18 protein-coding genes are annotated in these 20,989 nt (G+C 68.7%); 10 read left to right on the forward strand and 8 right to left on the reverse strand.

Annotated features, from left to right (window positions below; translation table 11 throughout):
- Positions 1-11 precede the first annotated feature (11 nt).
- The gene (locus ACH46_RS10980) at positions 12-788 is read right to left on the reverse strand and encodes a hypothetical protein (RefSeq protein ID WP_062392926.1); all 777 of its coding nucleotides are present in this window, start codon (positions 786-788) and stop codon (positions 12-14) included.
- Positions 789-882: 94 nt separating this feature from the next.
- Positions 883-2,814 (reverse strand): heavy metal translocating P-type ATPase, encoded by a 1,932-nt coding sequence (locus ACH46_RS10985; RefSeq protein WP_062392927.1) that lies wholly within the window; start codon positions 2,812-2,814, stop codon positions 883-885.
- An 83-nt stretch (positions 2,815-2,897) separates the two neighbouring features.
- Here ACH46_RS10985 and ACH46_RS10990 point away from each other — a divergent pair, with 83 nt between their 5' ends.
- Entirely contained in the window at positions 2,898-3,242 is a 345-nt protein-coding gene (locus tag ACH46_RS10990) for an ArsR/SmtB family transcription factor (protein WP_062392928.1), read from the forward strand.
- 67 nt (positions 3,243-3,309) lie between these two features.
- Positions 3,310-3,525: a dodecin gene (locus ACH46_RS10995; protein ID WP_062392929.1), complete on the forward strand. Its 216-nt coding sequence runs from the start codon at positions 3,310-3,312 to the stop codon at positions 3,523-3,525.
- Positions 3,526-3,531: 6 nt separating this feature from the next.
- Here ACH46_RS10995 and ACH46_RS11000 read toward each other — a convergent pair whose 3' ends face one another.
- Positions 3,532-4,002, reverse strand: coding sequence for a hypothetical protein (locus tag ACH46_RS11000; protein ID WP_062392930.1), 471 nt, complete (start codon positions 4,000-4,002; stop codon positions 3,532-3,534).
- Between the two features lie 50 nt (positions 4,003-4,052).
- On the reverse strand, positions 4,053-5,075 hold the full coding sequence (locus tag ACH46_RS11005; RefSeq protein ID WP_062392931.1) for an Atu2307/SP_0267 family LLM class monooxygenase: 1,023 nt from the start codon (positions 5,073-5,075) through the stop codon (positions 4,053-4,055).
- A 112-nt stretch (positions 5,076-5,187) separates the two neighbouring features.
- Between ACH46_RS11005 and ACH46_RS11010 the strand changes: the two genes are divergently transcribed.
- Positions 5,188-5,748, forward strand: coding sequence for an ester cyclase (locus ACH46_RS11010; RefSeq protein ID WP_062392932.1), 561 nt, complete (start codon positions 5,188-5,190; stop codon positions 5,746-5,748).
- 30 nt (positions 5,749-5,778) lie between these two features.
- On the opposite strand, the gene ACH46_RS11015 is transcribed toward ACH46_RS11010, so the two are convergent.
- Together ACH46_RS11015 and ACH46_RS11020 are read right to left on the reverse strand one after the other, a co-directional pair.
- Complete coding sequence (locus ACH46_RS11015; RefSeq protein WP_062392933.1) at positions 5,779-6,597, reverse strand: ABC-2 transporter permease; 819 nt, start codon at positions 6,595-6,597, stop codon at positions 5,779-5,781.
- Entirely contained in the window at positions 6,594-7,559 is a 966-nt protein-coding gene (locus tag ACH46_RS11020; RefSeq protein ID WP_062392934.1) for an ABC transporter ATP-binding protein, read from the reverse strand. Before ACH46_RS11020 ends, ACH46_RS11015 begins: the two co-directional genes overlap by 4 nt.
- A 180-nt stretch (positions 7,560-7,739) precedes the next feature.
- Here ACH46_RS11020 and ACH46_RS11025 point away from each other — a divergent pair, with 180 nt between their 5' ends.
- The 4 genes from ACH46_RS11025 (at position 7,740) to ACH46_RS20830 (ending at position 15,791) form a co-directional block, all read left to right on the forward strand.
- Positions 7,740-8,204 carry a carboxymuconolactone decarboxylase family protein gene (locus ACH46_RS11025; RefSeq protein ID WP_062392935.1) on the forward strand — a complete coding sequence of 155 codons (465 nt, stop codon included), beginning with the start codon at positions 7,740-7,742 and terminating at the stop codon, positions 8,202-8,204.
- 72 nt (positions 8,205-8,276) lie between these two features.
- A complete protein-coding gene (locus ACH46_RS11030) occupies positions 8,277-11,534 on the forward strand; it encodes an arabinosyltransferase domain-containing protein (protein WP_062392936.1) in 3,258 nt (1,085 codons plus the stop codon).
- Positions 11,527-14,886, forward strand: a complete 3,360-nt coding sequence (locus ACH46_RS11035; protein ID WP_062392937.1) for an arabinosyltransferase domain-containing protein — start codon at positions 11,527-11,529, stop codon at positions 14,884-14,886. Before ACH46_RS11030 ends, ACH46_RS11035 begins: the two co-directional genes overlap by 8 nt.
- Before the next feature lie 623 nt (positions 14,887-15,509).
- Positions 15,510-15,791, forward strand: coding sequence for a YdcF family protein (locus tag ACH46_RS20830; protein ID WP_062392938.1), 282 nt, complete (start codon positions 15,510-15,512; stop codon positions 15,789-15,791).
- A 13-nt stretch (positions 15,792-15,804) separates the two neighbouring features.
- On the opposite strand, the gene ACH46_RS11045 is transcribed toward ACH46_RS20830, so the two are convergent.
- Complete coding sequence (locus ACH46_RS11045; RefSeq protein ID WP_062392939.1) at positions 15,805-16,320, reverse strand: putative immunity protein; 516 nt, start codon at positions 16,318-16,320, stop codon at positions 15,805-15,807.
- A gap of 22 nt (positions 16,321-16,342) precedes the next feature.
- Here ACH46_RS11045 and ACH46_RS11050 point away from each other — a divergent pair, with 22 nt between their 5' ends.
- Positions 16,343-17,419: an NADH:flavin oxidoreductase gene (locus ACH46_RS11050; protein ID WP_062392940.1), complete on the forward strand. Its 1,077-nt coding sequence runs from the start codon at positions 16,343-16,345 to the stop codon at positions 17,417-17,419.
- Positions 17,420-17,460: 41 nt separating this feature from the next.
- Here ACH46_RS11050 and ACH46_RS11055 read toward each other — a convergent pair whose 3' ends face one another.
- On the reverse strand, positions 17,461-19,632 hold the full coding sequence (locus ACH46_RS11055) for a heavy metal translocating P-type ATPase (RefSeq protein ID WP_417935244.1): 2,172 nt from the start codon (positions 19,630-19,632) through the stop codon (positions 17,461-17,463).
- Positions 19,633-19,722: 90 nt separating this feature from the next.
- Here ACH46_RS11055 and ACH46_RS11060 point away from each other — a divergent pair, with 90 nt between their 5' ends.
- Together ACH46_RS11060 and ACH46_RS11065 are read left to right on the forward strand one after the other, a co-directional pair.
- Complete coding sequence (locus ACH46_RS11060) at positions 19,723-20,367, forward strand: DUF1345 domain-containing protein (RefSeq protein WP_062392941.1); 645 nt, start codon at positions 19,723-19,725, stop codon at positions 20,365-20,367.
- On the forward strand, positions 20,364-20,984 hold the full coding sequence (locus ACH46_RS11065) for a LysE family transporter (RefSeq protein ID WP_062392942.1): 621 nt from the start codon (positions 20,364-20,366) through the stop codon (positions 20,982-20,984). The genes ACH46_RS11060 and ACH46_RS11065 overlap by 4 nt, the downstream gene beginning before the upstream one ends.
- The last annotated feature ends 5 nt before the right edge of the window (positions 20,985-20,989 follow it).

Below are 20,989 nucleotides of genomic sequence, written 5' to 3' on the forward strand. Positions count from 1 at the left end.
TCGGCCCACGGTCACGACAGTCGCGTGTCGGCGATCTGCTGTTTGATCTCCCGATAGCCCGCGACCCGCGCAAGCACCTGATCGGCGACGCTGTCAGCCGGCTCAGCGATCGCCGACGCTTCCACGCCGTACAGCATCGAGTTCAGCTTCCGTTGCAGTTCGTCGCGCTGCTCTTCGGTGCGTGTCCGCTCCTTCTCCTCTCGCAGCGACTCGTCGATCCGATCCGCTTCGTCGGCGCAGCGGGCGATGAGGTCGGCGCGCTCGCGGCCGTTTCTATCGAGCCCCTTCGCGGCTGTGACGGCCTCGGCGAGAAGCCTCCGATCAGCCGGCGTCGGATTAGGCAGTGCCTGCAGTTCGATGGCAACGCTCCGCAACTCCTGCGACCTGCCGAACGCCTCCTCGATGCCGCGAATGTCCTCGCTGAAGTCGACCTCACCCAGCCAACCCTCCTGCGCCGCCTCCGAATTCGCGATTCGGTCGGCAGCAGCGAGCGCCGTCTCCACGTGGCGCGCATTGGTCGCGCCGAGCACCTCGACGCGCCGTGTCACCGCGGCCGCCGCCTGAGCGACCCTTGTGTTCTCGGCTCTGATCGCCCGTTCGCGACGATTGCCTGCGACGGTTTCCGCGATCACCATCGCGATCCAGACCAGCACACCGATGCCGACCAGGACGCCGAGCCCGATCCACACCGCCTTCGGGATCATCGTCAACACACCGATCACCATCACGAGGACAACCAGTCCCGCCATCCCGAGACATCCGTCTGCCTCGCCCTTGCCGTTGGCCATGGCCCTCTCCGATCACCCGTTTCGCCTCATCCGCTGCGAACACCCGCACCGTACAAGGCACCACCGACAATTCCGGCGACGAGGACGAGCGCTGCTACCTCCGCGGCCAGGCCGACCGACGGAGCAACCGAAGCCCGTTGAGGCCGACGATCACCGTCGACCCCTCGTGCCCGGCGACACCGAGCGGAAGCGGGAGGGTGCCGACCAGATTCCACACCACCAGCACCCCGATGAAAGCGGCTGCGATGACCAGATTCGCCACCACCACGCGGTGCGCCCGGCGAGCGAAGGCGAGGATCGACGGAACCGCAGTCAGGTCGTCGCGCACGATCACCACGTCAGCGGCCTGCAGCGCGAGATCGGATCCGACTCCACCCATCGCGATGCCGACCTTCGACGCCGCCAGCGCGGGAGCGTCGTTGATTCCGTCACCGACCATCGCGACGGCGCGACCGCCCGCGTGGAGCTCGGCGACCGCCGACGTCTTGTCTTGCGGGAGCAGCTCCGACCGCACGTCGCCGACACCGACGGTCCCGGCGACCCGCTCGGCACTGGACCGATTGTCGCCGGTGAGCATCGTCGTCGCCACGCCGAGCGATTCGAGCGCCGCGACCGATGCCGCAGCATCCTCGCGGACCGTGTCCGACAGGGTGATCACGCCGACCGCGGCAGCATCGACGAACACGACCACTGCGGTCCCGCCCCGGGCCTCAGCGCGTCCGACCTGGCCGGCGACCTCCTCCGGCAGGGCGAGTCCACGCGGCGACAGGACGGCGATCGTTCGACCGTCCACGCATCCGCTGACGCCGACACCGGGATGCGCCAGAAAGTCGGTCGCATCAGGCGTCTGCGCCGTGCGTCGACTCGCTTCGGCGATGATCGCCGAACCCAGCGGATGCTCGCTGCCACGTTCGACGGCGACGGCCATGGACAGGACCGACGCGGCGTCGCCGTCCACGCTCCAGATCTCACTGACGACGGGGCGGCCGGTGGTGATGGTGCCGGTCTTGTCGAACGCCACCGTGTCGACGGCCGCGAGGTTCTCCATCACCACCGCGGACTTGACGAGGACTCCGCGCCGGCCGGCGGTGGCGATCGCGGCGAGCAGCGGCGGCATGGTCGCGAGGACGACCGCGCACGGCGAGGCGACGATCATGAACGTCATCGCGCGCAGCAGCGACGCCTGCAGTTCCGCGCCCAACACCATCGGCACACCGAAGACCGCGAGCGTGCAGATCACCATGCCGATCGAGTACTTCTGCTCCACCTTCTCCACGAACAGTTGCGCGCTCGCCTTGGTCTGCGACGCCTCCGCGACCAGCACCGCGATACGTGCGACGATCGATTCGCGGGCGCGCCGGTCGACCCGCACCGTCAACGCGCCCGTGCCGTTCACCGTCCCGGCGAAGACGGCATCGCCCTCGCGCTTCCCGACGGGCAACGGCTCACCGGTGATCGTCGCCTGATCGACCTCACTCGCTCCGCCGATCACGGTCCCGTCTGCCGCGATCCGTTCACCGGGGCGGACCAGGATGTGGTCACCGACGTCGAGAGCGGCGGCGTCGACGAGGCGCCGACTCTCGCCGTCGACCCGGGTCGCGGTGTCGGGCGCCAGATCGAGCAGACCGCGCACCGAGTCCTCGGTCCTCGCTGTCGCGACGGCCTCGAGGGCGCCGGACGTGGCGAAGATGACGATGAGGAGGGCACCGTCGGTGACCTGGCCGATCGCGGCGGCTCCGATCGCCGCGACCACCATCAGGAGGTCCACGTCGAGGGTCTTCTGACGCAGGGCCCGCAGACCCGCGAGTCCCGGCTCCCACCCGCCTGCCGCGTAGCAGGCGAGATACAGCGTCCACCACATCCACGGCGGACCTCCCGCGGCGTGCGCTGCGAGACCGATCAGGAACAGCGCGACAGCCGGCACCGCCCACCGCACCTCCGCGAGATCCCGCAGTCGCGTCCGTCGACCGGAGCCGAGCCGACGCCCGGTCTCGACATCGGTGGCACGGATCAGCGTCGTATCCATGCGCTCTCCCGGTGCTCGACGATCAACAACATCAGCTTATCTGAACATCTGTTCATATGAATGTGCAACGGTATCCTGCTCACATGGGACACCGGATGACCGACGCCGTCAGCGACGCTCCGCTCGACGCGGCGACCGCCGAGCGCGTCGCGACCACGCTGCAGGCCCTCGCCACCCCGAGTCGCCTGCGGATCCTGTCCCGACTTCGGACGACGCCGATGGCCGTGGGCGAGCTCGCCGACGCCATCGAGATGGAGCCCTCGGCCGTCTCCCACCAACTGAGACTGCTCCGCAACCTGGGCCTCGTGGTCGGCGAGCGAGACGGGCGGAGCATCGTCTACCGCCTGTACGACGTGCACGTCGCGCAACTGCTCGACGAAGCCGTGTTCCACAGTGAGCACCTGCGACTCGGCCTCACGGACGACTGAGGACTCCGTCGGTCCCCGACCCGTCGGATCGGGCCCATGAGCCCGCGGACCGTGGCAGCATCAGCACATGGGCAACAACACGTATCGAGTCATCGACGTCGTCGGATCGTCTCCCGAGGGCAGCGACGCCGCCATCCGCAATGCGATCGCACGAGTCAGCGAGACCACGCGCAATGTCGAGTGGTTCGAGGTGGTCGACACTCGCGGTCACGTGGTCGACGGCGCTGTCGCGCACTTCCAGGTGACGTTGCGCGTCGGTTTCCGCATCGACGCGAACGAGTAGCGACTACTACTCCTGAGGGATCGGCCGCGACGCCAGGCGGTTCACGTTCTCCGCTCCCTCGTAGAGCACCCATGTCCGGGGCCCGCCGCCGATCTCGAGCACCGAGTGTCCGACCGTGTGCCGAGCGACCCACTCCCTCGGGAAGCCCTCGAGGTCGCCCTTCTCGGTCTTGGGCAGTGACGCCAGCAACGCCGGCATCTCGCTGTCGTCGTCCATGAACCACAGCCACGTCTCCGGGTTGAACTCGTGGACGGCCTCGGCGAGTTCGATGAACTTCGCGCCACTCATCCCCTTCGGGATCAGGTAGTACTGCCGCTCGAAGCCTTGCGCGGTGGTGAACGAGCCGATCGGTTCTGCTTGGCTGGTGATGCCGTCCTGCTGGTCGGAGTTGTCGAGGTAGCCGCATCCGGCGACCACCAGCGCCATCACGGCACCCAACAGCACAACGACGAGTCTGCGAACGATTCCGGCATTCATGCCGAAAGGCTAGCCGGTCGGGGCTCCGAAGTCGCGTTCGACGACCTCCGTCAGGACAGCATGTCCTTGACCATCGGCACCACCGTGCTCCCGTACAACTCGATCGAGCGCAGGTGGTCGGCGTGCTGCACGGGCTGGTCGTACTTGAGGTCGAACCGGTCGACGTCGAGCGCACGGACGGTACCCGCGATCTTGGCCGCGACGGTCTCCGGCGAACCGACGTACAGCGCACCGGACTCGATCTCGCGCTCGAAGTCGCCTGCCGACGGCGGCGGCCACCCGCGCTCGCGGCCCATCTTGGTGCGCATCGCGAACCAGCCCTCGTAGACCAGTTCTCGCGCGTGCGCGTCGGTGTCGGCGACGAGTCCCGGCGAGTGCACGGCCACCGGCTGATGCGGGACGTGGAACTCGTCCTGCGCCCGCTGGAACAGGTCGATGTACGCCGAGAACCGGTCGGCGGGACCGCCGATGATCGCCAGGAACAGTCCGAACCCGTAGCGGGCCGTCCGGACCACCGACTCGGGGCTGCCGCCCACGCCCACCCATGCGCGAAGTCCGTCGGCCGTCGTCGGGAACACTCGCTGCGCCGTCAGTCCCGCCCGGGTGCTCCCCTGCCACGTGACCGGTTCCTCCTTGAGGAGTTGCGCCAGCAGCGCCAGCTTCTCCTCGAACAGCACGTCGTAGTCGGCGAGGTCGTACCCGAACAGCGGGAACGACTCGGTGAACGAGCCGCGACCGGCGACGATCTCGGCGCGGCCGTTCGAGACCGCGTCCAGGGTCGCGAACCGTTCGAAGACGCGCACCGGGTCGTCGGAGCTGAGGACGGTGACCGTGGAACCGAGGCGGATCCGATCGGTCCGACCGGCGATCGCCGACAGGACCATCTCCGGGCTGGACACGGCGAAGTCGGGACGGTGATGCTCACCGACGCCGAAGAAGTCCAGTCCCGTCTGGTCGGCGACGACCGCATCCTCGACGAGGTCGCGGATCACCTGCGGGTGCGGAAGGTGGTCGCCGTTCGCGTCGCGCGTCAGGCCACCGAACGTGTCCAGACCGAATTCGATGTCGCTCATGCTCCAGGCCAACAGCGGAAGGTCGTGGAAGATTCCCGCGACCGGCGGCGCGCCGGACGCTGCCGGGATACGGTCGGTCGGTCGCTGACCCCTCGTCGAACGGAGGCCTGTCGTGTCACGTTTCGCCCTTCCACCCGAAGACGTCCTGCGCGCCCGAGAGCGCTTGGTGCTGGACCACTTCCACGATGAGGTGGCCCAGGACTGGGACGCGACGCTCGCGACGTTCCCGCATCCGCACTATGAACTCATCGCGCAGATGGTGGTGCACGACGGAGACGCCGAGGTCCGCGACTACTACCGCGACACGCGCACGGCGTTTCCCGATCAGAACCACGAGATCATCGCCCTCCGTCACAGCCACGACGCGGTGATCGTCGAGTTCTGGTTGACCGGAACCCACCTCGGTCCGCTGGGAAAGATCCCACCGACGGGCAGCGCGCACCGGACCCGGATGACCGCCTACTTCGTCTTCGACGACGCCGAGAACCTGGTTAGCGAACGCATCTACTTCGATCAACTGACGATCCTGAAACAGTTGATCGACGGTCTCGACAAGACGAGCCCCAAGGATCTGGTCACCCTCCTCGGCGCCCTTCGCGGCGCCCTCACGATGTCCGCCGGAGCACCCGATCCCCGACTCGTCGACACCACCCCGCCGACGTTCGACGACTGACGCCGCAGCGGCGTCAGTCGTCGGCCACGGTCACACGTCGCGGCGTCGTACCAGCGCCCAGGCGACCCCGAGCATGACCGTCACCTCCGCGATCAGCACCGCCAGCCCGGTCCACGCCGACAGCAGTTCCGGGTTGAACGGCACCGGTGACGAGATCGCCTGGCCTGCGTTGCCGGGCATCAGCTTCGCGAGCCAGTCGCCGAACGCGCCGGGCACCATCATCACCATGTTGCCGAGGATCAGGATGACGGCGAGGACCAGAGTGATGGTCCCCGCGGTGTGGCGGGCGATGAACCCGACGGCCACGCTCAGCAGGGCGATGCACATCAGGAACAGGCCGCTGCCGTACATGGAGCGGAGGACGTCGCCTTCCAACGGCATCCCGACTCCGGCTCGGGTCAGGAAGTAGTTGCCGCCGAGGTAACCGAGCAGAGCGGTCGCCGTCCCGACGACGACCATCAGGGTTGCGACGAGAACCGATTTGGCGAGCATCACCGTTCCCCGCGACGGGACCGCGGCGATCGTCGACGCAATGGTGCGCGTGCCGTACTCGCTGGTGACGCACAGCGCCCCGAGGACGACGGCACAGATCTGCGCGATCATCATGCCCCAGGTGATGAACGAGCCCGGCGATTCGTCGGCCTCGCCGCTCGCCAGCCAATCGGCGTTGACGGCGCACAGCAGCACGGTGAGCCCGGCGCCGAGGCCGACGGTCGCGCCCAGCGTCCACCATGTGGAGCGCAGAGAGGAGAGTTTGATCCACTCGGCGCGGAGGGCGTCGACGAGTCTCGGCACCGCGACGGGGTCGAGCCTCGTGGAGTGGATGTCGGGGACGCTGGCGGTGCTCATCGGAGGGCTCCTTCGCGGGCGAGAGCGGGTTCGGACGGCTCGGGTCGGTTCGGTGCAGCGGTGGTGCCGGCGCGGTATTCGACCGTGTCGGCGGTCAGCGTCATGAACGCGTCCTCCAACGACGACTGCACCGCGGTGAGCTCATGAACGCGTACTTCGGCGTCGAACAGGAGGTCGCCGATCGCGGCGGCGTCGCGGCTGCTGACGCGCAGCTCGCCGTCGACGTCGACGACGTCGAGTCCTGCCGCGGTGAGTGCCGCCCGGGCCTGAACGCGGTCGCGGGTCTGTAGCCGGACGTAGCTCGGCGCGTGCCCGCTCATGAAGTCGGTCATGGAGTCGTCGGCCAGGATGCGCCCCTGACCGATCACCAACAGGTGGTCGGCCATCAGCGCCATCTCAGACATCAGGTGCGACGAGACGAACACCGTGCGCCCCTCGGCAGCGAGCTCGCGGCACAGACGGCGGACCCACCGGATGCCCTCGGAGTCGAGCCCGTTGACCGGCTCGTCGAGGATGACGATCGGCGGGTCACCGATCAGCGCGGAGGCGATGCCGAGACGCTGGCGCATGCCGAGCGAGAACTTGCCCGCCCGTTTGCCCGCGACATCGGTCAGTCCCACCTGCTCGAGGATCTCGTCGACGCGGGCGGCGGGAATCCGGTTGCTCGCCGCGAGCCATCGCAGGTGCGCCCGCGCCGTCCGCCCGGGATGCACGGCGCTCGCCTCGAGCAGCGCTCCGACTTCGCGGAGCGGTGCCACCGACTCAGCGTACGGGTGTCCGTTGACAGTGACCGTGCCGGACGTCGGCCGGTCGAGGCCGAGGATCATCCGCATGGTGGTCGACTTGCCTGCCCCGTTCGGCCCGAGGAAGCCGGTCACCATTCCCGGCTCGACGGTGAAGTCGAGACCGTCGACGGCGGTCTTGTCTCCGTAGCGTTTGGTGAGTTCTCGTGCCCTGATCATCGGTGCGCTCCTCGGTGCTGGATTCCGGCGAATGTCGTGGCTTCGAGCCTTCTCGGAACGACGGTGTGGCACATCGGGGAGCGCCCCGAATCCGCCCCCGGTTCCCGACTCGGGGTGGTCCCGGGGGTTCCTCCCCAAGGGCGCCCGCCGGCCGCAGCTGTCGCAGCTAATCTGAGCAGCATGCCAACACCTCGCGTGAGTATCGATAAGCAGACCCCGAGCGCCTACAAGGCGATGGTGAAGGTCTCCCTCAAGATCGCGGCCGCCGCCGAAGCCGCGGGACTCTCGAGGGCCGTCATGGAATTGGTGAACATGCACTGCTCGCAGATCAACGGCTGCGCCTTCTGCCTGACCGTGCACCGCGAGGACGCGATTGCCGCGGGTCTAACGGCGCAGCAGTTGGCAGTGCTCCCCGCGTGGCGCGACGCACCGAACCTGTACACCGACGAGATGCGAGCCGCCCTGGAGTTGGCGGAGATGGTCACGAACCTGCCCGATCATCACACGGCCGACTGCGCGTACGAGCGGGCCGCCGACATCCTCAACGCCGATCAGATCTCCGTCGTGATCTGGGGCGCCACCTCGATCAACGCCTTCAACCGGATCTCGATCCTCAGCCGCTACAACGTGCATCCGCGGCCGTGACGGACGCGATGTGACCGGCACACCGCTCACTCTCAGCCGAAGTTCATCTGCCCTCGCTTATCCTCACTCTCGATGAGTACTTCACGAAGTGACACCGCGCGAAGGTATTCGCTCGTTGCCATGGTCGCCGGTCTGGTCGCGATCCTCGCGGCGATCGCGACCCCGTTTCTGCCGGTCACCGCACACGACGCGTCGATTGACTGGCCTAACGGCCAGCAACTTTCGGCCGACAACGCCTCGGTGGTCGCACCGCTGACGGCGCAGACCGCGCGGTCGCTGAACATCACCGTCGGCTGCACCGTCCTCCGGGACGCGGTGTCGCGTGACGGCGACTCCGTGATCGTGGCCACCGCACCGTCATCCGCTCCCCGTGAGATCCGCAACACAGCGATGTCGGTGACCGCCGGCGCCTACGGCGTCCGCGTGATGTCGGCGAACAGGGTCCTCGCGGCAGCAGATGCCGCGACCCTGCAGAAGTGCTCGGACCTGAAGATCTGGGCCGACGAGTCGGCGTTGGGCGCCCAGTTCGTCGGCGCCGGTCCGCCGGCGCGCGGCGACCCGCTCGACCGCCCGACCGTCGCCGGCGTGTTCACCAGCCTCACCGCAGATCAGGTCCGCGCCGCCGGCGCCGCCCTGTCGGTCCACGTCGGCATCGACAACGCGTTCGACGTCACCCGCACGTGGCTGAAGACCACCGTCATCGTGATCGGCGTGCTGGCCGCACTCATCGCCCTGATCGCCCTGGCCAAGCTCGACTCCGTCGCCCGCCTCCGCGGCGCGATCGGCGGACGGCGGGCACTGCTCCGGCTGGCCGCACCGAGCATCACCGACCTGACGGTGACCGCCGCACTGGTGATCTGGCACTTCCTCGGTGCAGGCACATCCGAGGACGGCTACATCCAGGTGATGGGCCGGAACGCCGCCGACTCCGGTCTGCTCTCGAACTACTACCGCTTCTTCGGCATCCCCGAGGCTCCGTTCGACTGGTACTACTCGTTCCTCTCGCACTGGTCGTCGATCAGCACGGCGGGCATCTGGATGCGTCTGCCCGGGCTGATCGCGGGCCTGCTGTCGTGGTTCATTCTCAGCCGCGTGATCCTGCCCCGTCTGGGCACCGCGGTCCGCACCTCGCGGTGGGCCGTGTTCAGCGGCGCCGCCGTCTTCGTCGTCTTCTGGATGGCGTTCTGCAGCGGACTGCGCGCCGAGCCGATCATCGTCCTCGGCAGCCTCGCCACGTGGTGGTTCGTCGAGTCCGCGATCGCCACCCGACGACTGCTGCCCGCGGCGCTCGCCACGTTCGCCGCGCTCCTGACCTTCGCCGCCGGACCGCAGGGCGTGGTCGCGATCGCCGTCCTCATCGTCGGCTCCCGTCCGATGCTGCGGATCGTGCGCTCCCTGCGCCGCGAGTACGGTCTGCTCCCCTTGTTCGCGTCCCTGGCCTCGGCCGCCTCGCTGATCGTCTTCCTGGTGTTCCGCACGCAGACCATCGCGAACATCGTTCAGGCCGTCCAGGTCCGGTACGCGGTAGGACCGACGCTGTCCTGGTACCAGGAGCTGATGCGGTACTACTTCCTGACCGTCGGCACCCCGGACGCCGCGCTCGCCAAGCGCGTTCCGATGCTGCTGCTGATCGTCGCGCTGGGTGCCACCATCGCGATCATGCTGCGTCGCAAGCGTCTCGCCGGATTCGCGCGCGGCCCCGTGTGGAGACTGATCGGCACCGTGCTGCTGACGATCGGTCTGCTCTCCTTCGTCCCCACCAAGTGGACGCTGCAGTTCGGTGTCTTCGCGGGTGTGGCGGCGGCGTTGGTGGCCGTGTCGACCGCGGCCCTCATCGCCGTGGCGGGCACGTCGGCGCGGGCGCTCTGGGCGTACCTGACGGTTCTGCTCGGTGCGTGCGCCGTCGCCGCCGCAGGCAACAACGCCTGGGGTTGGGCCTACGACTACGGCATCCCGTGGTTCGACAAGGCTCCCATCCTCGCCGGCCAGCCGCTGTCGACGCTGTTCCTGGTGCTCACCGGCGCGTCGTTCCTGGTGCTGGTGTGGGTGTGTGTCCGGCCCTCGAATCGCCCGGTGACCCCCGAGACCGCGAAGCGCCGTCGACTCCTCGCCGGTGTGCCGGTGCTGTTCATCGCCGCCGTCCTGGTGCTCGCCGAGTTCGCGATGTTCGGGCGGGCCGCCCTCGACCGCTCCGACACCTACACGACCTTCAGCGCCAACATGCGCGCCCTCACCGGCGACGCCTGTGGAATGGCCGATCGCGTGCTGGTGGAAGAGAACCCGAACGAGGGCATGCTGGTGCCCGTCGACGGCGCGAACCCCTCGAAGACCCTGCGCGGTGAGTCGACCGGATTCACCCCGGACGGCGTCGGCTTCGATCTGACGCCCGAACCGGTCCGCATGGGGGCCGGAACCATCGACGTGTCGAGCCCCGGCCATTCGACGAGTGCGAAGGGCGCGACCCCGGGCACGGTCGGCGGCATCGGTCCGCGCACCGTCAACGGCTCTCGCGCGGCACTGCCCTTCGGCCTGGATCCGGCCACGACCCCCGTCCTCGGCAGCTTCGGCTTCGACAACGGCACCGCGAAACTGACTTCGGGCTGGTACCAGCTCCCGAAGCGGGACGCGTCCCCGCTGATCGTGCTGTCGGCCGCCGGTTCCATCTTCTCGATCACCCCCGACGGCGCCCCGATCGGCGGCCGCGATCTGAAGATCGAGTTCGGCACTCGCACCGGCGGCGAGTTCACCCCCGTCGGCGCACCGTTCATTCCGATCGACGCCGGCCCCGACCACGCCAACCGTCCGTGGCGAAACCTGCGGATCCCCATGGACGCCGTTCCGGCGAAGGCCACAGCCCTGCGGATCGTGGCCGTGGACTCGAACCTCAACCCCGACGAGTGGCTTGCGGTGACCCCGCCGCGCGCTCCGCACCTGAGGACGCTGCAGGCCGTCGTCGGCAGCGACGATCCGGTCCTGCTCGACCTGTCGGTCGGCAGCCAGTTCCCGTGCCAGTCTCCGATCACCGCGCGCAACGGCGTGTTCACCGTGCCGCACTGGCGGATCACCCCCGACCGCGCGGCGACGTTCACCAAGTCGAAGACCTGGCAGCGGGCCGGTGCGGGCGGCATCCTCTCCGTCTCGGACTCGTTGACGCAGTCGTCGACGGTCGCGACCTACCTGGAGAACGACTGGTATCGCGACTGGGGCAATCTGATCAAGCTGACGCCGCTGGTGCCCGACGCCCCCGTCGCACACCTGACCACGACCACGTCACGACAGGTCGGCTGGAGCAGCTCCAGCACCATCGTGACCGGAGGATCCGATGACTGACCCGACCCCGAACACCACCGAGCGTTCGGCGCGCACCGTCGTCATCGCGAAGACCGTGGCCGTCGTGACGGGCCTCCTCGGCATCCTGCTGGCTCTGGCCGCACCGTTGCTTCCCGTCACGTACACCAACGCGGAGATCGTCTGGCCGCAGGCCGCGTCGGTCGACGCGGCCCCGACCGTCGAGAACGTGGTGGCTCCCAACGTCTCCTACAACCCGACGTCGATGGACGTGTCGGTGCCGTGTTCGCTGGCATCGCTGCTCCCAGAGAACGGCGGCGTCCTGCTCTCGACGGTCCCGAAGAACGGCTTGAACGCCCGACAGGTGGGGCTGTTCATCACAGCCACGCACGACAACATTCTGGTCACCCAGCGCAACGCCGTCCTGCTGGCGATGCCGAGGGCGGCCGCGCAGTCGTCGCCCGACTGCCGGATCGTCGTGCACGCGGACACCACCGGGACACGCGGTTCCGTGGAGGGCATCCCGCTCGACAACGCCACGTTCGACCTCCCCGACTCGAACGCCCGACCGCAGATCATCGGCGTCTACACCGATCTTCCGAAGACCGCGCCGATCGAGGGGCTGAGCTTCCGGTCCACCATCGACACCCGGTTCAGCACCAGCCCGACCGCGTTGAAGCGGACCCTGCTGATCCTCGGCGTCCTGTCGACGATCGCGTCGATCATCGCTCTGGCCGTGCTCGATGCCCGTGACGGTCGCAAGATCCGCCGTCTGCTGCCCCGCGGCTGGTGGCGGCCGACGATCGTCGACGGCTTCATCACCGTGGTCCTGGCGGCGTGGGCGATGATCGGCGGCAACACCGCCGACGACGGCTACCAGGTGACCGTCGGTCGCGTGGCGCCCGGTGCCGGATATCTGGACAACTACTACCGCTACTTCGGCGTCCCGCAGGATCCGTTCGGCTGGCACTACCAGTATCTGGCGAAGTGGATGGAGATCAGCACCGCCATCCCGTGGCTGCGGCTGCTCCCCTTCCTGTTCGCCTGCGTGGCCTGGTTCCTGATCAGCCGCATCGCGATCCCCCGCCTCGGCCGGACGGTCAATGCGTCGACCGTCGCCCGCTGGGCCGCAGCACTGGCCTTCCTCGCCGTGTGGCTGCCGTTCAACAACGGTCTCCGCGTGGAGCCCGCCATCACCGTCGGCATCCTGCTGACCTGGGTTCTGGTGGAACGCGCGATCGCGACAGGTCGGTTCATGCCGTTCGCTCTGGCGATCGTGTCCGCGGCGTTCACGTTGACGATCCACCCGGTCGGTGCGATCGCCGCCGTGGCCCTGCTGGCCGCCCTGCGCCCCATGCTGCGTCGCCTCCAGTACCGCCGTCGGCGCGACGGCCTGCTGCCGATCCTGATCCCGCTGTTGGCATCCGGGCTGCTGGTCCTCTACGAGATCTTCGCCGACCAACCGCTCGCGACGATCATCGAGGGTGTCAAGGCGCAAGGCGTCGTCGGCCCCACCAACAAATGGTGGACCGAGGCGATGCGCTGGTACATCCTGCTCAATCCGACACCGGACGGCTCCATCGCCCGCCGCGTCGGGATCTTTGTGACCATCCTCTCGGCCCTGCTGGTGGTCCTCGTCCTGGTCCGCAAGCACAACGTTCCGGGTGTCGCGACGGCAGCCCTGTGGCGGCTGGTCGGCGTGACCGGCGGCGCGGTGGCCGTCCTGGCCTTCGTCCCGACCAAGGCGACCCACCAGATGGGCGTCTTCGCCTCGCTGGCCGGTCCATTGGCGGCTGCGGCGACCGCCTTCGTCCAGCCGAGCATTCTGCGGCGCCGCTGCAACCGGACGTTCTTCGCCGCGGCGAGCGCATACGCCCTCGCCGTCGCGTTCGCGGGCCGCAACCAGTGGTGGTATGTCGGCAGCTACGGCATCCCGTGGGCCGACGACACCCCGCACATCGCCGGCATCGGCCTGTTCTGGCCGATCTTCGCCGTCGCGGTCGCTCTCACCGCTCTCGGCCTGTGGCAGTACTACCGCGACGACGCGAGCGAGCAGGCCGACGAGACCGGCGACACCCCCGTGCCGTTCCAGCGCGGTCCCGCCCGAGCGCTGGAAAAGCTGCCGATGTACTCGCTGGTGATCGTGTCGGCGGTGATGCTCGCGTTCAACTTCATGTCGTTCGCCAAGGCCGCACGTGCACAAGCTGACTCGTGGTCGTGGGCCAGCAGCAACATCGACACCTTCCGCGGCAAGCCGTGTGCGCTCGCCGAAGCCGTGCTGGTGGAGCCGAATCCGAACGACGGCCTGCTCGCCCCGGCGAACCTGCCCGGCAAGCCGACGCCCGGCGTCGGCCAGGCACTGGCAGGCAGCCAGACCGCCCCCGCGGGCTTCAGTCCCGACGGTGTCGCCACCCACCTGGTGAGCGACGAGGACAAGAGTTCAGATGGCTCGGACAGCAGTTCGCAGTCGGCTCAGGCCGTCGGCGACGCCCAGCGCGAGGCACCGACGACCACCGACGGGACGGATTCGTCGGCCACATCGGACACCTCCGGTGGCACCACCTCCAGTCGCGGTGTCAACGGCTCGTCGGTGAAACTGCCCTTCGGGCTGGATCAGCGCAAGGTCCCGGTCCTGGGCACATACGGAGACAAGAACGGCACCGGACAGCTGACCTCCAGCTGGTATCAGCTGCCGAAACGCTCCCCCGACCGCCCGCTGGTGACGATGTCGGTGGCCGGACAGGTGGAGAGCATCGACGAGGTCGCTCAACTCCGCAAGGGACAGAGCGTCCGCCTGGAGGCTGGTCGAGTGATGCCCGACGGCACCGTCAAGACCGTGGCGTCGTTGACGCCGTTCGACTCGGGCGGCGCACCCGAGTGGCGGAATCTCCGCTTCCCGATGAGTCAGATCCCGGGCGGTGCCACCGTGGTCCGGGTGATCGTCACCGACACCTCGCCGAGCACAGACTCATGGGTGGCCGTGACGCCGCCGCGGGCCTCGACGATGGTGACGCTCAACCAACTCGTCGGCGAGGAGGACCCGGTCCTGTTGGACTGGGAGGTCGCGTTCGCGTTCCCCTGCCAGCGTCCCGCAGGCGTGGTCCACGGCGTCCTCGAAACCCCGAAATGGCGAATCACGCCCGACGCCGAGGGCGAGCGGGTGAACTCGGCACGCTGGATGGCCGGCGATTACGGTGGGCCGCTCGGCATCACCGAGAACGAGCTGCGCCCGACGGAGATCCCCGCCTACCTGAAGAACGACTGGGCTCGGGACTGGGGTTCGCTCCAGCAGTACACCCCGCTGCTTCCGCAGCGCGATGCCGCCCTCACCCTCTCGGACGAGAGCCACACCGGACTGTGGACGCCCGGCCCGATGCGGGTGATCAAGAACTGATCTCCGTCCGGCATCCGGAAGCCTGATCCGCCGAGGCGGGATCGACGTCGCCCGTCGATCCCGCCTTTGTCGATCTTGCGAGTGTCATTCGTTCGATCGACATGTCTCGGTTCCTTGACGAAGGCCGAGCATCTCTATTTTTCCATTGAATAGATGGCAGTTCCGTGCGAGGGTTACTCGCGGGTCGGGTTTTCGACGACAGGGGAGAATTTCATTGAGCACAGTGCCGAGAACATCCGCGCAGGGTCGAGTCGTCGCTGGTAGGAGGGGAATCATCGTCGCGCTCGTCGCGGCGTCGGCCCTCGCGCTGACGTCGCTGGCCGCGCCGATCGCATCCGCGGAACCCGCTGAACCCGCTGCGCCCTCGACCGCGCAGCCGGAACCCGCGCCACCGAACGACTCGACGCCGCCGGCCGAGCCGACGGAACCCGAGAAGCCGACAGTGCCCGAGAAGCCTGCGCCGAAGCCGCCCGAGCCCAACCGGTATCTCGCCGCCAATCCGCTCGGCCGCTACATCGTCGTTCTGGGTGCACGGATGGAGAAGTCCGGCCGCCCGCCATCCTCTCGCAGCGACTCGACAGAACCGCGGCGCTGGCACGCACCCATCCGTCAACCGGGTCATCGTGACCGGCGGCAACAGCTGGTGGCTCCCGATCCCCGAGTCCGCGTTCATGCATCTGCAACTCGCCAACCGGGGCGTCACCCCCTTCAAGGTGATCGAGGAGCCCACTGCGATGTCGACGGTCCAGAACGCCCAGCGCACCGTCGCGATGCTCAAGGGACTCGGAGCATCCGGCGCGGTGATCGTGACCAACGGCTTCCACATGAAGCAGGCCCTGACGGACTTCCGCAAGGAGGCGCAACGACAGGGAACGCGCCTCGACTTCGTGCCCGGCTACGCGTGACCGCTGCGAACCGTCATTCGCTGAACATCTGCCAGCAGATCGAGTTCCGCGCCCGCTGATCATCCAGCACCAGGGCACGGATCGACTCGGGGAGCCGGTCGCGCTGCCAAGCGCACTCCCGGGATCGCGCGTCCTCGGCGTCGACCGCGGGCACCGACGCGACGACGGCCTTGATCGCATACGCCGCGGCACCCAGGTCGTGGGCGGCGACGTGGGCGACGGCACCCGCCTGACCTGCTGCGTACGCGGCGAATCTCGGCGCGCCCGACAGATCGCGGGCGGCACCCATCGCATGACCGCCCGCGGCGCGCGACGCCATCATCCCGAGGTCACCGCGCGTCCAGCGACGGATCGCCTCAATCGCCTCGCGCGGCCGCTGGTCGTCGGGCCGTTCGGCCTCGAACAGCGGCAGGACGTGCTCGGCGCACGTCGCGGACCACAGCGCCAGCAGGCGATGGTCGTCGTCGGTGAGCGTTCCACCGCGCCGGACGGTGACGAGGCGCAGGTCGCGGACAGACGGGAGGATCACACCTCGACACTAGACTGGTTCGGTGACCTCTCCCGCTTCCCCGCTGCACCTGACACACGGCCCGTCGTGGCCCAACCGGATGGCGCTGGCGCCGCTGACCAATCTGCAGAGCAACGCCGACGGCACGCTCTCCGACGACGAGTACGCGTGGCTGACCCGGCGCGCACAGGGCGGCTTCGGCATGGTGATGACGTGCGCCGCCTGGATCTCGGAGGAGGGGCACACCTTCGACGGGCAGCTCGGTGTCGGCAGCAGTGCCCACCTGGCGGGTCTCGCACGCCTGGCGAGCGGGCTGCGCGCGACGGGGACGGTGTCGTCGATCCAGCTGCAGCACGGCGGTCGACGCGGAGACGGACACTTCACGCCCCGTCGTGCCGCACCGTGGACGGATCCGTCGAAGAACGCGGTCGCGATGACGACGGCGGAGGTCGAGTCCGTGGTGGCGGACTTCGCGGCGGCCGCGGTGCTCGCCGAGTCGGCGGGCTTCGACGGCGCCGAGATCCACGGTGCGCACGGCTACCTGCTCTGCCAGTTCCTCGACGCCCGCAGCAACGACCGGACCGACAAGTACGGTGGCAGCGCCGACAACCGCTTCCGGATCGTCCACGAGGTGGTGGACGCGGTCCGCGCGGCGACGGGCCCGAACTTCCAACTGGGTCTGCGTCTGTCCCCCGAGCGGTACGGCATCCCCCTGTCCGACGGCCGCGAGCTCGCCGCCCAGATGCTGGCCTCCGGACGACTCGACTACCTCGACATGTCACTGTGGGACGCGTTCAAGCAGCCCCACGAGCCCGAGCATCACGGTCGCCGGATGATCGACCACTTCGTCGATCTGCCGCGCGGTGAGACGCGACTGGGGGTGGCGGGCAAGATCCTGAGCGCCGCCCAGGTGCACGAGTGCTTGGATTCCGGTGTCGACTTCGTGCTGATCGGGACGGGCGGGATCCTGCACCACGACTTCGCCTCGCGAGTCGTCGCCGATCCTGGATTCGCCTCCGTCCCGCAGCCGGTCACCGCCGCACACATGCGGGCGGAATCGATCGGCCCCGCCTTCCTCGAATACCTGTCGACCAACTGGGACGACTTCGTCCGGGGCTGATCGACAGCCCCGGACGAGTGTCGCCGGTCTGGTGCAGGACGCTAGCGGAGGATGCGTGCCGCGCTGCTCGCCGGATCCAGATCGAGCCGACGCAACAGTTGCGAGTTGAGCGCCACGACGATCGTCGACGCCGACATCAGGATCGCGCCGACGCTCATCGGCATCACGAAACCGATCGGTGCCAGCACCCCGGCCGCGAGCGGGACCGACACCAGGTTGTAGCCGGCGGCCCACCAGAGGTTCTGCTGCATCTTCCGGTAGCCAGCACGCGACAGTTCGATCACCGACAGCACCGAACGCGGATCGGAGCTCGCCAGGACCACCCCGGCGGACGCGATCGCGACGTCGGTGCCCGCACCGATCGCGATGCCGACATCGGCACCCGCGAGCGCGGGGGCGTCGTTGACACCGTCGCCGACCATCGCGACCACGCGTCCCTCCGCCTGGAGCGCGGCGACGGTTCCAGCCTTGTCCTCGGGCCGGACCTCCGCGTACACGCGGTCCACGCCGAGTTCGGCGGCGACGGTCTCGGCCACCGCCCGGGCGTCGCCGGTGATCATGACGACCTGGACGCCCAGCCTGTGCAGCGCGTCGACCGCATCCCGCGATTCGGGGCGGATGTCGTCGGCCAGCTTCACCGCTCCGGCCACGGCGCCGTCGACCACGACGTGGAGGATGATCGCCCCCTCCGTGCGCCAGCGGTCGGCCACCGGGAGCTCCGCGGCGTCGTGAACAGTCAGCATGCGCGGCCCACCGACCTCGACGCGACGGCCGTCGACGGTCGCGACCACGCCGGTCGCCGGCTCCGAGGAGAAGTCCGCGGCGCGAGCGACGGTCAGGCCGCGGTGGGACGCGGCAGCGACGATCGCCGTCGCCAGCGGGTGCTCGCTGTCGGACTCGGCAGCGGCCGCGAGGGCAAGGACCTCGTCTGCGGTGTACGGACCCGCGGGCTCCACCTCGACGACCGTCGGCGCGCCCTTGGTCAGGGTGCCGGTCTTGTCGAACAGGACGGTGTCGACGGTGCGCATCTGCTCCAGTGCCAGGCGATCCTTCACGAGCACGCCGCTGCGGGCGGCTCGTTCGGTCGCGATCGACACGACGAGCGGGATCGCCAGACCCAGGGCGTGGGGGCAGGCGATCACGAGCACGGTGATGACTCGGACCACGGCGGTGTCGGGCATCCCGAGGGCCAGCCAGCTGATCGCGGTCAGCGCTGCGGAGCCCGCAGCGAACCAGAACAGCCAGCCCGCCGCACGGTCGGCGAGGCGCTGCGTCTTGGACGATGACGCCTGTGCGTCGGCGACCAGTCGCGCGATGCCCGCGAGGGCGGTCTGGTCGCCGACCGCGGTGACCCGCACACGCAGCCCGGAGTCGGTCGCCACCGTTCCGGCGACCACCGAGTCGCCGACCGTGCGGGCGACGGTGCGCGACTCCCCCGTCACCATCGACTCGTCGAGGTTCGCCGAGCCCTCCACCACTGTTCCATCGGCCGGGATCGATCCGCCGGGGCGGATGAGGACGACGTCGCCAAGCGCCAGGGCGTCCGGCGAGACGCGCCGGACCTGATCGCCGTCGACCACCTCGGCCTCGTCGGAGAGCAGCGCCGCGAGCGAGTCGAGCGCCGACGTGGTCTGCGCGAGGGAGGCCATCTCGATCCAGTGTCCGAGCAGCATGATCACGACCAGCAGCGCGAGCTCCCACCAGAAGCTCAGCTCGTGACTCAGCACACCGAGTGCCGATCCCCACGACGACACGAAGGCGACGGTGATCGCGAGGCCGATGAGGAGCATCATTCCGGGCTTCCGGCTGCGGATCTCATCGACGGCACCGGTCAGGAACGGGCGACCGCCCCAAACGTAGACCACGGTGCCGAGCACGGGCGCGATCCACCGCGCCCATCCGGGAACCTCGTAGCCGAGGAGGTCCGCGAACATCGGATCGAAGGCGACGACGGGCACCGCGATCACGGTCATCGTCTGGAAGAGGCGCCGGAACATCGCGACGTGGTCGCCGCCGTGACCGCCGTGATCGGCATGGCCCTCGTGTCCGGAGTGCCCCTCGCGTCCGGCGTGCTCCGGGTGTCCGGCGTGCTCTCCGTGCGGGATCTGCTCACCGTGATCGGGATGCGAGCCGTGGTGTCCGGAATGTGGGTCGTGGTGCCCGTGCATCGTGACCGACGAGTCGTGCGTCGTGCCCTGGTTCATGTTCTCCATGCGGTCAAATTATACCCATAGGGGGTATGGGTCAACAGGCGCCCGGTGCACGCGACAGCGCGATGGAGCCCACCCCGTACGCTTGTCTCCATGCCCCACACCGTGAGCCCGGCAGCACGACTGGCCGGGTACTCAGCGACTGTCGCAGACTCCGCACTCGTCGTTCTCTCGCTGGTCAGCGTGCTGACGCGTTCGATGACGCTGATGATCGTCTGGGAGGTCGCAGCGGCGACGTACATGGTGGCGGCGTTGATGCTCAGCCGTCGGATGACCATTCGCGGCACCGCCGACACGCGCACCGGCTTCTTCCGCTGGATGTCGGGCCTGATGCCGTTCGCCGCCAGCCTCGCCGGAGTGAACGCCGCCCTCGTCTCACTCGTCGGTCGAAACCTGGTGGTCGAGGGCGCCGATCCGAGCGGCCTCCGCGTCGTCGGCGTCGCGGGCATCGTCATCGCCTGGGGGCTGCTGAACACGAGTTTCGTCAACGTGTACATGACGCTGATCGACAGGGCCGCCCCCGACCGACCGCCGTTCGACGTTCCCGGCGAAGACGATCCCGATTACCCGGAGATGATCTACTTCTCCTTCACCATCGGAACCAGCTTCGCGGCCTCGGACATCGAGGTCCTCACCCGCCCGGCCCGGCGCGCCGTGCTCTCGCACAGCGTCGTCGCCTTCTTCTTCAACGCGATCGTCGTCGCCTCGGCGTTCCAGGCGATCCAGCAGCTCGCATGACCGCGTCCACCTGGGCCGCCCTCCTCGGCGCCTGCCTGCTGATCAGTCTCACCCCGGGCGCGGGTGCCATCAACACGATGAACAACGCCCTCAACGTCGGCTTCCGCCGAGCCATCTGGGGCATCCTCGGCCAGCAGTTGGCCCTGCTGATCCAACTCGTCATCGTGGCCCTCGGACTCGGCCTCGTCGTCACCAACTCCCCCACCGCCTTCGCGGTGATCCGCAATGTCGGCGCCGCCTACCTGGTCTATCTCGGCGTGAAGCAGATCCGCGCGAAACCCACCGCAGCCGACGGGGAGCAGACCGCCGCGATCGACGACGGCGCGTGGTCGATGTTCACGCGGGGCGTCTGGGTGAACCTCCTCAACCCGAAGGCCATCGTCTTCCTCGTCGCCTTCATCCCGGGTTTCGTCCGATCCGATGGCGCCGTCGCCCTGCAGTACACCGAGATCGGCGCGACCATCGTCGTCGTCGATCTGATCATCATGTGGTTGTTCTTCGCGCTGGTCGGCCGGACCTTCCGTCGCGTCACCGGAACGCCCCGCGGACAGCGGCGCCTCAACATCTTCTTCGGCGTGCTGTTCATCGGCGTCGGACTGATGCTCGTCTTCCTCTGACCGCG

This window comes from Gordonia phthalatica, assembly GCF_001305675.1.
Classification (GTDB): domain Bacteria; phylum Actinomycetota; class Actinomycetes; order Mycobacteriales; family Mycobacteriaceae; genus Gordonia; species Gordonia phthalatica.